This window comes from Clostridium amylolyticum (genome assembly GCF_900142075.1).
In the GTDB taxonomy this organism is placed as follows: domain Bacteria; phylum Bacillota; class Clostridia; order Clostridiales; family Clostridiaceae; genus Clostridium_AA; species Clostridium_AA amylolyticum.
Map to the genome: position 1 here is coordinate 305,599 of NZ_FQZO01000005.1, position 13,930 is coordinate 319,528.

15 protein-coding genes, 1 tRNA gene and 1 other annotated feature are annotated in these 13,930 nt (G+C 34.8%); all 16 genes read right to left on the minus strand.

What is annotated here, in order from left to right; genetic code table 11:
* Positions 1 to 16 precede the first annotated feature (16 nt).
* Positions 17 to 3,721 carry a DNA-directed RNA polymerase subunit beta gene (gene rpoB / locus BUA82_RS13125; RefSeq protein WP_073008978.1) on the minus strand — a complete coding sequence of 1,235 codons (3,705 nt, stop codon included), beginning with the start codon at positions 3,719 to 3,721 and terminating at the stop codon, positions 17 to 19.
* 270 nt (positions 3,722 to 3,991) lie between these two features.
* The gene (rplL, locus tag BUA82_RS13130; protein ID WP_073008981.1) at positions 3,992 to 4,357 is read right to left on the minus strand and encodes a 50S ribosomal protein L7/L12; all 366 of its coding nucleotides are present in this window, start codon (positions 4,355 to 4,357) and stop codon (positions 3,992 to 3,994) included.
* Between the two features lie 58 nt (positions 4,358 to 4,415).
* Complete coding sequence (rplJ, locus tag BUA82_RS13135; RefSeq protein ID WP_073008983.1) at positions 4,416 to 4,919, minus strand: 50S ribosomal protein L10; 504 nt, start codon at positions 4,917 to 4,919, stop codon at positions 4,416 to 4,418.
* 33 nt (positions 4,920 to 4,952) lie between these two features.
* Positions 4,953 to 5,081 (minus strand) — a sequence feature (ribosomal protein L10 leader region).
* Positions 5,082 to 5,121: 40 nt separating this feature from the next.
* Positions 5,122 to 5,811 (minus strand): 50S ribosomal protein L1, encoded by a 690-nt coding sequence (gene rplA / locus BUA82_RS13140; RefSeq protein ID WP_073008986.1) that lies wholly within the window; start codon positions 5,809 to 5,811, stop codon positions 5,122 to 5,124.
* Positions 5,812 to 5,865: 54 nt separating this feature from the next.
* Positions 5,866 to 6,291 carry a 50S ribosomal protein L11 gene (gene rplK / locus BUA82_RS13145; protein WP_073008989.1) on the minus strand — a complete coding sequence of 142 codons (426 nt, stop codon included), beginning with the start codon at positions 6,289 to 6,291 and terminating at the stop codon, positions 5,866 to 5,868.
* Positions 6,292 to 6,370: 79 nt separating this feature from the next.
* Positions 6,371 to 6,892: a transcription termination/antitermination protein NusG gene (nusG, locus tag BUA82_RS13150; RefSeq protein WP_073008991.1), complete on the minus strand. Its 522-nt coding sequence runs from the start codon at positions 6,890 to 6,892 to the stop codon at positions 6,371 to 6,373.
* A gap of 39 nt (positions 6,893 to 6,931) precedes the next feature.
* Complete coding sequence (secE, locus tag BUA82_RS13155; RefSeq protein ID WP_073008994.1) at positions 6,932 to 7,162, minus strand: preprotein translocase subunit SecE; 231 nt, start codon at positions 7,160 to 7,162, stop codon at positions 6,932 to 6,934.
* A 57-nt stretch (positions 7,163 to 7,219) separates the two neighbouring features.
* The gene (gene rpmG, locus BUA82_RS13160) at positions 7,220 to 7,369 is read right to left on the minus strand and encodes a 50S ribosomal protein L33 (protein ID WP_073008997.1); all 150 of its coding nucleotides are present in this window, start codon (positions 7,367 to 7,369) and stop codon (positions 7,220 to 7,222) included.
* Between the two features lie 184 nt (positions 7,370 to 7,553).
* Entirely contained in the window at positions 7,554 to 8,747 is a 1,194-nt protein-coding gene (gene tuf, locus BUA82_RS13165) for an elongation factor Tu (protein ID WP_073008961.1), read from the minus strand.
* 75 nt (positions 8,748 to 8,822) lie between these two features.
* Positions 8,823 to 8,898: transfer RNA gene (locus tag BUA82_RS13170), tRNA-Thr, on the minus strand.
* 120 nt (positions 8,899 to 9,018) lie between these two features.
* Positions 9,019 to 9,651, minus strand: coding sequence for an RNA polymerase sporulation sigma factor SigH (gene sigH, locus BUA82_RS13175; RefSeq protein ID WP_073009153.1), 633 nt, complete (start codon positions 9,649 to 9,651; stop codon positions 9,019 to 9,021).
* A gap of 79 nt (positions 9,652 to 9,730) precedes the next feature.
* Positions 9,731 to 10,240, minus strand: coding sequence for an NYN domain-containing protein (locus BUA82_RS13180; RefSeq protein WP_073009000.1), 510 nt, complete (start codon positions 10,238 to 10,240; stop codon positions 9,731 to 9,733).
* A 9-nt stretch (positions 10,241 to 10,249) separates the two neighbouring features.
* Positions 10,250 to 11,176 (minus strand): 23S rRNA (guanosine(2251)-2'-O)-methyltransferase RlmB, encoded by a 927-nt coding sequence (gene rlmB / locus BUA82_RS13185; protein ID WP_178140728.1) that lies wholly within the window; start codon positions 11,174 to 11,176, stop codon positions 10,250 to 10,252.
* A gap of 15 nt (positions 11,177 to 11,191) precedes the next feature.
* Complete coding sequence (locus tag BUA82_RS13190; protein WP_073009002.1) at positions 11,192 to 11,620, minus strand: Mini-ribonuclease 3; 429 nt, start codon at positions 11,618 to 11,620, stop codon at positions 11,192 to 11,194.
* Between the two features lie 130 nt (positions 11,621 to 11,750).
* Positions 11,751 to 12,350: a 30S ribosomal protein S4 gene (rpsD, locus tag BUA82_RS13195; RefSeq protein WP_073009005.1), complete on the minus strand. Its 600-nt coding sequence runs from the start codon at positions 12,348 to 12,350 to the stop codon at positions 11,751 to 11,753.
* A gap of 176 nt (positions 12,351 to 12,526) precedes the next feature.
* Entirely contained in the window at positions 12,527 to 13,924 is a 1,398-nt protein-coding gene (gene cysS, locus BUA82_RS13200; protein WP_073009007.1) for a cysteine--tRNA ligase, read from the minus strand.
* Positions 13,925 to 13,930: the final 6 nt, after the last annotated feature.

Below are 13,930 nucleotides of genomic sequence, written 5' to 3' on the forward strand. Positions count from 1 at the left end.
ATCCTCCCTTCATAGATTAGTTCTCATCATTAAAATCATCAATTTCTAAATCTTCGCTTTGGAAGTCATCTAAAGGAAGGTCATCAAAATTTACATCTAATTCCTCTTCAGCTTCCTCTTCATTTTCAACATAATCATCTGATGGAGCAGAAGCTGGCAACTCCTCTGTCCCTTCAATGTTTACTTCTAAGTCTTCAGCATCATCTTCTACTGATTCTTTAAGCTTAATTTCTTCATTGTCATCATTAAGAACTTTAACATCTAGGCATAAAGCTTGAAGTTCTTTAATAAGAACTTTAAAGGATTCTGGAACTCCTGGCTCAGGAATATTCTCACCTTTAACTATTGCCTCATAAGTCTTAACTCTTCCCACTACATCATCAGATTTAACTGTAAGAATTTCTTGTAGTGTATGTGCAGCACCATATGCTTCTAGTGCCCAAACTTCCATCTCACCAAATCTCTGTCCACCAAACTGTGCTTTACCACCCAAAGGTTGTTGAGTAACCAATGAATATGGGCCTGTAGATCTAGCATGTATCTTGTCATCTACAAGGTGAGCAAGTTTAAGGATATACATTATACCTACAGTAACTCTATTATCGAAAGGTTCCCCTGTTCTACCATCATAAAGCATGGTTTTTCCATCAGCATTATATCCTGCATCCATTAAGCATTGTTCTATATCCTTCTCATTAGCGCCATCAAAAACTGGTGTAGCAATATGCCATCCTAATTTTTGAGAAGCCCAGCCAAGATGAACTTCCAGTACCTGACCGATATTCATACGTGATGGTACCCCTAGTGGATTCAAGCATAATTGAAGCGGTCTTCCGTCAGGAAGGAATGGCATATCTTCTTCTGGTAATACTCTAGATATAACCCCTTTGTTACCATGACGTCCTGCCATTTTATCTCCCACAGATATCTTTCTTTTCTGTGCTATATAACATCTTACAAGCTCGTTAACTCCTGGAGGCAATTCGTCTCCATTTTCTCTTGTAAACACCTTAACATCAACTATTATGCCTGCTTCACCATGAGGAACTCTTAAGGAAGTATCTCTAACTTCTCTAGCTTTTTCGCCAAATATTGCTCTTAAAAGCCTTTCTTCAGCAGTAAGTTCTGTTTCTCCTTTAGGGGTAACCTTCCCTACAAGAATATCTCCAGATCTTACTTCAGCTCCTATTCTAATTATACCTCTTTCGTCAATATCTTTTAATGCATCTTCACCAACATTAGGAATATCTCTTGTTATCTCTTCTGGTCCTAATTTTGTGTCTCTAGCTTCACATTCATATTCTTCAATATGTATAGAAGTAAAAACATCATCCCTAACTAGTTCTTCTGAGATAAGCATAGCATCCTCGTAATTATAACCTTCCCAAGTTATAAATCCGATTCTTATATTCTTACCTAATGCTATTTCTCCAAGATCTGTAGAAGGTCCATCAGATAATACTGTGCCTTTTTCTACACGTTCTCCTTTTGAAACTATAGGTCTTTGATTAATACAAGTACCTTGGTTAGATCTTTTAAACTTTAACAATCTATATATATCAGTACCGCCATCAGAGTCTCTTTTAACCCTAACTTCATTTGCAGCTACATAAGAAACCACACCTGAATTCTTTGCCTTTGGTAATACTCCTGAGTCTACTGCTGCTTTATACTCTATACCTGTTCCAACTATTGGAGTTTGTGGCCTTAAAAGAGGAACTGCTTGACGTTGCATGTTAGATCCCATTAAAGCACGGGAAGCGTCGTCATTCTCAAGGAAAGGTATCATAGCTGTAGCAACAGAAACTATCTGTCTTGGAGATACATCCAGCATATCAACATCTTCTCTTGGAACCACTAAAACATCTTCTAGGTATCTAACTGTAACTCTTTGATCAATAAACTTACCGTCTTCATCTATAGGTTCATTTGACTGCGCTATTAGGTATTGATCTTCCTCGTCTGCAGTGTAATATCTTATCTCATTCGTAACTGTTCCTGTTTTCTTATCTATTAATCTATAAGGTGTTTCTATAAAGCCATATTCATTCACTCTAGCATAGGTTGCTAAAGAGTTTATAAGTCCTATGTTAGGACCTTCTGGAGTCTCAATAGGACACATTCTACCATAGTGTGAGTGGTGAACGTCTCTAACTTCAAACCCAGCTCTTTCTCTTGAAAGTCCACCAGGACCAAGAGCTGATAATCTTCTTTTATGAGTTAATTCAGATAATGGATTAGTTTGATCCATGAACTGAGATAACTGTGAGCTTCCAAAGAACTCTTTTATAGCTGCAGCCACTGGTCTTATATTAATAAGAGCCTGAGGTGTAATTCCTTCTTGGTCTTGAATAGTCATTCTTTCTTTAACTACTCTTTCCATTCTAGAAAGTCCAATTCTGAATTGGTTTTGAAGAAGCTCTCCCACGGATCTTAATCTTCTATTTCCTAAGTGGTCAATATCATCCACATAACCTATTCCATATGCCAAACCTAACTCATAACTAATAGAAGCATAGATATCATCTCTTACTATATGCTTAGGAATCAATCTATTTATGTTTTTCTTAATTTCTTCTTTAATGGCACTTTCATCAGAGTAATTATCCAATATTTCTTTTAGTGTAGGATAATGAACATACTCTCTTATGTTTAAATCATCAACATTAAAGGATACTTGCTTATTAATATTAACAAAATGATTACCTATAACTCTAATTACTTTGTCATCAATTAATATATCAACTAAGTTTATACCTGCATCTTGAATGTCTACAGAAGCTTCTCTAGATATTTTTTCACCCTTAGCAACTAGTATTTCTCCAGTTTCAGGATGTACGATATCCTTAGCAGCTATTTGATTTGCAATTCTAAGGGCTAAGGCTAACTTTTTATTAAACTTGTATCTTCCCACTCTTGACAAATCGTATCTCTTAGCGTCAAAGAATAATGAGTCAATTAATGAAACTGCGCTATCCACAGTAGGAGGTTCTCCTGGTCTTAATCTTTTATATATTTCCAGAAGAGCTTCTTCTTTTGTCTTAGTATTGTCTTTTTCAATACTAGCTTTTAGCCTTTCTTCTTCTCCAAAAAATTCTATAAGTTCTTGGTCACCACCATAACCCATAGCTCTAGCAAGAATTGTAATAGGTAGCTTTCTAGTTTTATCAATTCTTACGTAAATAATGTCATTGGAGTCTGTTTCATACTCAAGCCAAGCTCCTCGGTTTGGTATTACAGTAGAAGAAAATAGTTTTTTACCGCTTTTATCTAAAGCGGAATTGTAGTAAACCCCTGGTGATCTTACTAATTGGCTTACTATAACTCTCTCTGCTCCATTAATTATGAATGTTCCCTGCTCAGTCATAAGCGGGAAATCCCCCATGAAGACTTCTTGTTCTTTTATTTCTCCTGTTTCTTTGTTTTGTAGCCTTACAGCAACCTTAAGCGGTGCTGCATAAGTTGCATCTCGTTCTTTACACTCTTCAACCGAATACTTGATATTATCCATATCAAGCTTATAGCCGACAAATTCTAGTACAAGATTACCTGTAAAGTTAGTGATAGGATTGATATCATCAAATACTTCTTGAAGTCCTTCTTTTAGAAACCATTCATAGGAATCTAATTGCACCTCAATAAGATTTGGCATATCAGTAACATCTTTAACCTTACCAAAGCTCATTCTTGTTCGTTTTCCAACCTGGACAGGATGTACCATCAGCTTTCACCCCTTGCATATACTTAAATAACCAAAAGCCGCATTTTTTAGGCGGCTATTAGATTGCATATAACATCATCTTGATAATATAACCATTATTTTAATAGTTATTCAAAATTTTGTAATTTATTGAATAAATTCTATACTACTCCATATTGAACAGTACATTAAATGATAGTATCACAATCTTTTTTAATTGTCAATGTTAATTGCCAATATTCAAGGCAAAAAAAGAGGTACTTTATAAGCACCTCTTTCTATTTATTTAAATTACTTTACTTCAACAGTTGCTCCTACTTCGGAAAGCTTAGCTTTCATAGCTTCAGCTTCGTCTTTAGAAACGCCTTCTTTTAATGTCTTAGGAGCTCCATCAACTAATTCTTTAGCTTCTTTTAATCCAAGACCAGTTATTTCTCTAACAGCCTTTATAACTTTGATCTTTTCTCCACCAGCACTTGCTAATACAACATCGAATTCAGTCTTTTCTTCAGCTGCTGGGCCTGCTGCTGCTGCACCTGCTACTGCTACTGGAGCAGCTGCACTTACACCAAACTCCTCTTCGCAAGCTTTAACTAATTCATTTAATTCTAAAACGGACATTTCTTTTATAGCTTGAATAATATCTTCTCTTGTCATTTAAAAGCACCTCCAAATATTCTTTCAAAATTTAATAGTTTTTTCTCTGTGAATCTAATTATTCAGCAGATTGTTCTTGTTTTTCTTTAACCGCATTTAATAAGTAAACAAGGTTTGATAGTGGAGCTTTGAAGCTTCCAAGAAGTTTTGCAATAAGAACTTCTTTTGGTGGTATTGAAGCAAGTTGTTTAACTTTTTCACCGTCAAAGATTTCTCCTTGAACTATACCAGCTTTAAGCTCAAATTTCTTGTGAGTTTTTGCAAAATCATTAACTATTCTTGCTGGAGCAGTTGGATCTTCATATCCAAAAGATACGGATACAGGTCCTTCTAGATATTCAACTATTCCATCATAGCCTAATTCTTTAGCTGCTAATGTAACAAGTTTATTTTTATATACTTTGTATTCAACACCAGCTTCTCTAAGAGCTTTTCTTAACTCAGTGTCCTCTTCTACTGTTAGTCCTTGATATTGAGTAAGTATAACGCTTTGAGCTTTTTCTAATTTTTCTTTTATTTCAGCTACTTTAGCTTCTTTTAAAAGTCTATTTTTGTTTGCCACTGTGTGTCCACCTCCTCACAGTTATGAACTGCTTATTATATTAAGAAAGGTCTTCCCGCAGACACAGGAAGACCCATTACAAGCTAATGTATTGGAACCTCGGTAGGTTGATTTACGTTACGCTACAGCACCTACTGTCTACGGAAATTTTATTCAATTTCAACAAAAATTATTTTATCAAATATATGAGTTTAAGTCAATACTATTCTAAAACTTTTGTTGGATTAACTTTAACTCCAGGTCCCATTGTGCTTGATACTGATACGGATTTAACGTATTGACCTTTTGCAGCTGCTGGCTTAGCTTTTATAACTGCTTCCATTAATGAACGGAAGTTAGTAACTAGCTTTTCAGCTCCAAAAGATTTCTTTCCGATTGGAACGTGAATGATTGCAGTTTTGTCAACTCTATACTCAACTTTACCTGCTTTTATTTCAGCAATAGCTCTTGCAACATCAAAGGTAACTGTTCCTGACTTTGGATTTGGCATTAAACCTTTTGGTCCAAGAACTCTACCTAGTCTACCTACTAGACCCATCATGTCCGGTGTAGCAACAACTACATCGAAATCAAACCAGTTTTCTTTCTGGATTTTTTCTATCATGTCTTCTGCGCCAACATAATCTGCTCCTGCAGCTTGTGCTTCTTTTTCCTTATCGCCCTTAGCAAATACTAAAACCTTAACGGTTTTACCTGTTCCGTGAGGAAGAACAACTGCTCCTCTAACTTGTTGATCAGCATGTCTTGGGTCAACACCAAGTCTAACATGTAATTCAATAGTTTCATCAAACTTTGCCTTAGCTGTTTTTACTGACAACTCTAGAGCTTCTTCAGGTGTATATAATGCATTTTTGTCTATTAATTTTGCACTTTCAATATAATTCTTTCCCATTATTAAGCCTCCTTTGTGGTATTATCGGTTTGGACCTCCCACTAAAATCGTGAATTATTCTTCAACTTGTACTCCCATACTTCTGGCAGTTCCTTTAACCATGCTCATTGCAGTTTCTAATGAAGCTGCATTTAAGTCTGGCATTTTAGTTTCAGCAATTTTCTTAACTTGCTCTTTAGTTAGTTTACCCACTTTTGTTCTGTTTGGTACTCCTGAACCGCTTTCAATTCCTAGCTCTTTCTTTATAAGAACAGCTGCTGGTGGAGTTTTAAGTATGAAGCTGAAGCTTCTATCTTGATAAACTGTTATAACAACGGGTATTATTAGTCCTGCTTGATTTGCAGTTTTAGCATTAAATTCCTTACAGAACCCCATTATATTTACACCATGTTGACCTAAAGCTGGACCAACTGGTGGTGCTGGAGTCGCCTTACCTGCAGGAAGTTGAAGTTTAATCATTCCTGTTACTTTCTTAGCCATGAGTTATTCCTCCTATACTGTGGTATTTGGCGGGTGTTTTAACCCTCCCACTTAATTAAGACCTTAGTCTTTATTAATTCTAATCTAGTTTTTCTATCTGGTTATAATCAAGTTCAGCTAATGTGTCTCTTCCAAACATGTTTACCAGAACTTTTATCTTACGTTTTTCCGAATTAATTTCTTGAACCACAGCTGCAAAGTCTTTAATTGGTCCAGAAACTATTCTAACGCTTTCTCCTACCTCTAAATCAATTTCTTGGAGAACTTCTGCTATTCCCATGGAATCTACTTCTTCATCGGTAAGAGGTACCGGCTTTGATCCCGGTCCTACAAATCCTGTTACGCCTCTTGTATTTCTAACAACGTACCAAGATTCATCTGTCATTAACATTTTTACTAATACATACCCTGGGAACTTTTTCTTTAATACAACCTTAGTCTTTCCATCCTTTTCTTCAACCACTTCTTCCATAGGAACTTGTACGTCTAAGATAAGGGTTTCTAGATTTCTATTTTCTATGGTCTTTTCAAGGTTAGCTTTAACCTTATTTTCGTATCCCGAATATGTATGCACTACATACCATCTAGCCTTTTCACTCATATTTCCTGGGATAACCTAGTTATCCCAACCTCCTTTTTTTTATTTAATTTTAAACATCGTAGCAAAGAGGTTTTTAAATATATAGTCCATTCCACCTACTACTACTAAATAGAATAAACAGAATGCAACTACTGCAGTCGAGGCTTTCTTAATTTCGTTTTTAGATGGCCAAGTTATTCTTTTAACTTCTGCCTTAACCTCTCTAAAGAACTGTATAATTCCTGAATTTTTGTCTTTGGATTCTTGTTTCACATTTCTATTTACAGCCATGTGTAATTCACATCCTTAAATATTTACTAAGCGCATAAGGCAACTTAATATAGGAAACTATTTAGTTTCTCTATGAAGTGTATGTTTTTGGCAGAATTTACAGTACTTTTTCATTTCAAGTCTGTCTGGGTCATTCTTCTTGTTCTTCATTGAGTTATAATTTCTCTGTTTGCATTCTGTGCAAGCTATTGTAACTTTTACTCTCACGTTCCGCACCTCCAGTTTATATAAAATCTTTTAACATTCAGCGTAGGCTTGCTGTAAACTTGTTTAGTTGCGTGCTACCATAATAAATTATCATAATTAAAATATCATGTCAATAATATATCACTATTTAAAGGACTAGGTTTAATAACCCAGTCCTTATTGAAACCAACTTTCAGTTATTTAATTATTCAACTATTGAAGTAACAACTCCTGAACCAACTGTTCTTCCGCCTTCTCTGATAGCGAATCTTAATCCTTCGTCCATAGCGATTTGAGTAATCAACTCAACGTTCATGTCGATATGGTCTCCTGGCATTACCATTTCCATTCCCTCTGGTAATTTGATTGATCCAGTAACGTCTGTTGTTCTGAAATAGAATTGTGGTCTGTATCCATCAAAGAATGGTGTATGTCTTCCACCTTCTTCTTTTTTAAGTACGTATACTTGACCTACAAATTTCTTATGAGGTTTTACTGTTCCTGGTTTTGCAAGTACTTGACCTCTTTCGATATCTGCTCTTTGGATTCCTCTTAAAAGTGCTCCAATGTTGTCTCCTGCTTGAGCTTCATCAAGAAGTTTTCTGAACATTTCTATTCCTGTACATACTGTCTTTCTCTTCTCTTCGCTTAATCCAACTACTTCTACTTCTTCTCCTACGTGAAGAACTCCTCTTTCAACTCTTCCTGTTGCAACTGTTCCTCTACCAGTGATTGTAAATACGTCTTCTACTGGCATTAAGAATGGCTTATCTGTTGCTCTTTCTGGAGTTGGGATGTAGCTGTCTACTGCTGCCATTAAGTCCATGATGCATTGTGTTGCTGCATCATCTGTTGGGTTTTCTAATGCTTTTAATGCTGATCCTGTTATTACTGGAATATCATCTCCTGGGAAGTTGTACTCGCTTAATAGCTCTCTTACTTCCATTTCAACTAATTCTAATAATTCTGGATCGTCTACCATATCAGCTTTGTTTAAGAATACTACTATATAGTCAACTCCAACTCTGGATGCTAGAAGTATATGTTCTCTTGTTTGTGGCATTGGACCATCTGCTGCTGATACAACTAGGATTGCTCCATCCATTTGTGCTGCTCCTGTAATCATGTTCTTTACATAGTCAGCGTGTCCAGGACAGTCAACGTGTGCATAGTGTCTGTTTTCTGTTTGGTATTCAACGTGGGATGTATTGATTGTGATTCCTCTTTCTTTTTCTTCTGGAGCCTTGTCAATATCATCATACTTGAATGCTTCCGCAAATCCTTTGCTTGCTAATACTGTTGTAATAGCTGCTGTTAATGTTGTCTTACCGTGGTCAACGTGACCTATTGTACCAATATTTACGTGTGGTTTACTTCTTTCGAATTTAGCCTTTGACATAGTGCTTAATCCTCCTTACTTATAAGTGTAAATTAATAATAAACTTTGCCTAGTGTGTTTCATTTTCCAAAAATTTGGAGCTCACGATCGGGATTGAACCGACTACCTCCGCCTTACCAAGGCGACGCTCTACCGACTGAGCTACGTGAGCAATTTAAGAGGAGCTTATAGTTTACTAATTTAGTATGTACAAAGCTTACCTCATGTATACTTCAATCACTTTTAAAGTTTACTACGTATTGTTTTTTTTGTCAATAAAATTTTAATACTTTTATCTGTTATTTAAAGATTTTTCTAGTTTTCTTTTAACCCTTTGAAGAGCATTATCAATGGATTTTGCTTGTCTATCAAGGTCACAAGCTATCTCCTGGTAAGACTTTCCGTCAAGATAAGACATTAAAACCTCCATCTCTAAGTCTGAAAGAAGTCTAGATATTTCTTTTTCTATATAACCCATTTCTTCTTTACTTATCAATAGTTCTTCAGGATCTGATATCTTAATGCTGGTAAGTACATCCAAAAGTGTTCGGTCAGAATCCTCTTCATAAATGGGTTTATTTAAGGATATATATGTATTTAAAGGTATATGTTTCTGTCTAGTAGCCGTTTTTATGGCCGTTATAATTTGCCTAGTTACACATAACTCTGCAAATGCTTTGAAGGAGGTTAGTTTGTCAGGTTTAAAATCTCTTATAGCCTTATAAAGTCCTATCATCCCTTCTTGATATATATCTTCTTTATCTGCACCTATTAAGAAGTAAGACCTAGCCTTAGATTTTACAAAGCCTTCATACTTGTTAATTAAGTATTCCTGAGCCCTAACACTACCGTTCTTAGCTTCATGTACTATTTCTTCATCAAGCTTGTCCTTAAAATCGATAAAGCCTTGAACAGTATTGTCCATGTTCTTCAAAGTCTCTCCCCCTCATATTCTCTCTTACTAATTAATTATAGACTAGTGCTTTCTTTGAAGTCAAGCTGAATCAATGGCTTCTGCGTATTCTTTCAAGTTTATCCCTAACATCTTTTTCAATATTATCTTCCAATGAATTTCTTTGTTTTTCTTTTAACTTTTCAGATTTTTTTCTTATGTTATTTTCTATATTTTCTATTTCACGGTAAAACTCTATGGAAGACATTCTCACTGCGCCTCTTTGAAATACGGTTTGCTGCTCCAAAGAATCAGAGGTAACCACAAACACCTCCGTTTTCCTTCCAATATCATTTACATTTCTTTCTATAAAGCTGTCTGCCGTCTCTCCATCTTTGGTAAACACAATAATAAGATTCCCTACTCTATCTTTCTTTTCTAAAGCACCTGGAACTTTATGAGCATCAAAAACAATAAAAATTTTACAGTCTTTGTAGCTAGAATAATTTTGGAGAGAATCTATCAGACTTATTCTAGCTGCTTCGTAACTGTATTCTTTTATTTTCTTAAGTTCTGGCCAACTATTAATAACGTTATAACCATCAACAAAGATAACTCGCAATTTATCCTCTTATAGCCTAGTTTTCAACACTTCATACATCAATATGCCAGCAGCAACAGATGCATTAAGAGAGTTTATTTTTCCAACCATAGGGATCTTAATTAATTTATCGCATTTTTCTTTAGTAAGTTTAGATATACCTTTTCCTTCGCTACCTATCACTAAAGCTATAGCTCCATCTAAATTTGCCTTATAACTATAGTCTTCCCCTTCCATGTCCGCACCATAAATCCAAATATTTTTTTCTTTAAGTTCATCTATAGTAGCATTTATATTAGTTACTTTAGCTACCATCATATGCTCTATGGCACCTGCAGAAGATTTATATACAGTAGGTGTTATCCCCACATTTCTTCTCTTAGGTATTATTATTCCATGAACTCCGCAAAGTTCAGCCGTCCTTACAATGGATCCTAAGTTATGTGGATCTTCTATTTCATCAAGTATAACTATAAATGGCTTTTCTCCAGCTTTTTCTGCCTTATTAAGCATATCTTCCAATGTGAAATATTTGTATGGCGTAACTTTGGCTATTACCCCTTGGTGCACTCCTGTTTCGCTCATTAAATCCAATTTTTTTCTATCCACTTCTTTTACTACTATACCCTTTTCTTTTGCCAGTCCTCTAACTACGTTTATGGAACCTTCCTTGTCACCCTTTGAAATCAATATTTGTTCAATGGTTCTATCTGATCTTAAAGCCTCAATAACCGCATTTCTTCCCTCTACTATGTCTTCTCTTGAAATAGTTTTATTTTCAATAGGTGCAACGGCTTCATCTTTAACATAAGCTCTCTTTTCTTCTGTATTTCTTTTCATATTACCCTTTACAGAAGTTTCGAAGCTTCTTCCTCTTTTATTCATATTCTTATCATCGTTTTTCTTTGATGAAAATTTACTTCTACCAAAATTATTATCTTTATAACTATTTTTCATATTGTTTCCTCCATTTTATGCTCTTCTATTTTTTTTAAAGTTCTCTATTGATTTTTCAAGTATGTATTTGAGCCTTTCTTGATTATCTGTTAAATAAAGATAGCCCACTAAAGCTTCGAATCCCGTTGCATATCTATATTCAGTTACATCAGCATTCTTGGGTACCGTTGGTGACTTAGCATTTCTTCCTCTCTTAAAAATATAAATTTCATCTTCTGTAAGCTCATCTTCTATACTTTTTATTATTTCACTCTGACCATGGGCTTTTACATAATTAATAGCCTCTACATGTATTTTATGTGCATTAAGCTCAGTGTTTATGCATAATATGTAGTTTCTTATAAAAAGTTCAAAAACCGCATCGCCTATGAGTGCAAGCTGCAGCGGATGTAGCCTTTTAGCTTCTTCCACTAAAAATTTTTTTGTCATTAAATTATCTAACATAAAGTACTCCTTGTAAAGTTAAATATTTATTACTCTTTATAAATTCTTTTGTTTTATATTATAAACCATTACCTTTTATATTATAAAGCATTAAATTTAAAAAAGCCTCGCATAATGCAAGGCTTTAATATTATACAACTTTAGAGTAAAATTCAACTACTAATTGTTCATTAATCTCAATAGGTATTTCATCTCTTTTAGGTAATCTACTATATACAGCACTAAAATTTTCTTCATCCATTTCTATATAAGGAACTGAAAAGGCTGCTCTATTTAAGTAATTATCTTGGAAAACAGGATTTTTTCTTGAACTTTCCTTAAGTTCAATTTTATCTCCCACATTAACTTGAAAAGAAGGTATGTCAACCTTTTGTCCATTTACCAGTATGTGTCCATGACTTACCATCTGTCTTGCTTGTCTTATGGAAGATGCAACACCCATTCTATAAACCAAGTTATCTAACCTTGATTCTAAAGTGTTAAGAAGCACATCGCCAGTAATATCTTTGTTTTTAATAGCTTTTTTTACATAAGATTTAAATTGCTTCTCTAGAACTCCATAATAGGTTCTTAATCTCTGTTTTTCAAGAAGCTGTGTTCCATAATCAGAAAGCTTCTTATCATTTCTTGCCATTCCCTTTGATGCTCTTTTCATCGCTTTTGGATGACCATATACATTTAAGCCTAGCCTTCTGCAAGCCTTAAACCTCGGTCCCATAATCTTTGCCATAATAAACCTCCATGTTAAATGAATTTGCCGCGGTATTATTATGCCTTTTTTAATACTATCACAAAATATCACTATTGAAAATAATTATCAATTACCCTTCTTCGTCAAAATAGTTTGTTTATATTGATTAAATCACTATAGCTTTAAGAAGCTCTTTAAATTGAGAATTTACAATTTTAAATTTGTTTCCACCTAACTCCCTGTGGAGTATCTTCTAACACAATTCCTCTTGCTTTTAGGTCGTCTCTTATTTTATCAGAAAGAGCCCAATTCTTTTCTTTTCTTGCTTTTTGTCTTTCTTCAATTAGCTTTTCTACCTCTTCTTCTAGGCTTACTTTTTTAGAGTGCTGAAGTATCCCAAGAGGTGAGCCAAGCTCTCTCATAAGATCTATGGCTCCTTGAATCAATTCTTTAGAGGAGTTTGCATCTATATTAGTATTTATATCCTTTGCTAAATCAAAGAGTACAGAGATAGCATCTGCTGTGTTAAAATCGTCATCCATTTTTTCAATATATCTTTCTCTGTAAGCATTAAGACCTTGTAAATACTTAGTTTCCTCTTCATTGATATTATCACGAGAAACATTTCCGTATAAATGTTGAAGATTTGTTATGGAGTTATAAAGTCTTTCCACTGAAGCCTTGGCTGAATCTAGAAGATCGTGACTAAAGTTTAACTGTACCCTATAATGTCCTGAAAGCATTAAGAATCTTACTACATCAGCATCATATTCCTCTAAAACCTCTCTTACAGTAAAGAAGTTATTAAGGGATTTTGACATCTTTTGGTTGTTAACATTTAAAAAAGCACAATGAATCCAGTAATTAGCAAAGGTTTTATCCGTTAAAGATTCACTTTGGGCTATTTCATTTTCATGGTGTGGAAATACTAGGTCTGAACCTCCTGCATGAATATCAATAGTTTCTCCAAGGAGATTTTTAGCCATGCAAGAGCACTCAATATGCCATCCTGGTCTTCCCATGCCCCAAGGGCTTTCCCATGCAGGTTCACCGGGCTTTTGGGCTTTCCACACAGCAAAATCCATAGGGTCACTTTTTCTTTCATCCACATTTATTCTTGCACCTGCTTGTAAATCGTCAAGATTTTGTCCTGAAAGCTTTCCATAGCCTGAAAACTTTTTAGTGCTAAAATAAACATCTCCATTTATTTCATAAGCATATCCCTTTTCTATAAGTCCTTGAACAAAATCTATAATTTCATTTATATATTCTGTGGCTCTAGGGTTTATGCTAGCTCTTTTAATTTTCAATCCATCTGCATCCTTATAGTACTCATCTATATATCTATCCCCTAGCTCCTTTACTGTGGTGTCTTCGTCATTAGCTTTTTTAATCATCTTATCATCTATATCAGTAAAGTTTTGAACAAATTTTACTTTGTACCCTCTATATTCTAAATACCTTCTTATGGTATCAAATACGATGAAGGTTCGTGCATTTCCAATATGGAAGAGGTTATATACCGTAGGTCCGCAAACATACATCTTTACCTCTCCTGGTACAAGTGATATAAATTCTTCCTTCTGTCTTGTAAGTGTATTGAAAACCTTCATGCGCCT

What these genes read in the sequence shown, in the direction of transcription:
- rpoB (WP_073008978.1), bottom strand. Translation starts at nt 3,721, where the DNA reads ATGGTACATCCTGTCCAGGTTGGAAAACGAACAAGAATGAGCTTTGGT.
- rplL (WP_073008981.1), bottom strand. Translation starts at nt 4,357, where the DNA reads ATGACAAGAGAAGATATTATTCAAGCTATAAAAGAAATGTCCGTTTTA.
- rplA (WP_073008986.1), bottom strand. Translation starts at nt 5,811, where the DNA reads ATGGGAAAGAATTATATTGAAAGTGCAAAATTAATAGACAAAAATGCA.
- rplK (WP_073008989.1), bottom strand. Translation starts at nt 6,291, where the DNA reads ATGGCTAAGAAAGTAACAGGAATGATTAAACTTCAACTTCCTGCAGGT.
- nusG (WP_073008991.1), bottom strand. Translation starts at nt 6,892, where the DNA reads ATGAGTGAAAAGGCTAGATGGTATGTAGTGCATACATATTCGGGATAC.
- secE (WP_073008994.1), bottom strand. Translation starts at nt 7,162, where the DNA reads ATGGCTGTAAATAGAAATGTGAAACAAGAATCCAAAGACAAAAATTCA.
- tuf (WP_073008961.1), bottom strand. Translation starts at nt 8,747, where the DNA reads ATGTCAAAGGCTAAATTCGAAAGAAGTAAACCACACGTAAATATTGGT.
- sigH (WP_073009153.1), bottom strand. Translation starts at nt 9,651, where the DNA reads ATGGACAATACTGTTCAAGGCTTTATCGATTTTAAGGACAAGCTTGAT.
- rlmB (WP_178140728.1), bottom strand. Translation starts at nt 11,176, where the DNA reads ATGAAAAATAGTTATAAAGATAATAATTTTGGTAGAAGTAAATTTTCA.
- BUA82_RS13190 (WP_073009002.1), bottom strand. Translation starts at nt 11,620, where the DNA reads ATGTTAGATAATTTAATGACAAAAAAATTTTTAGTGGAAGAAGCTAAA.
- rpsD (WP_073009005.1), bottom strand. Translation starts at nt 12,350, where the DNA reads ATGGCAAAGATTATGGGACCGAGGTTTAAGGCTTGCAGAAGGCTAGGC.
- cysS (WP_073009007.1), bottom strand. Translation starts at nt 13,924, where the DNA reads ATGAAGGTTTTCAATACACTTACAAGACAGAAGGAAGAATTTATATCA.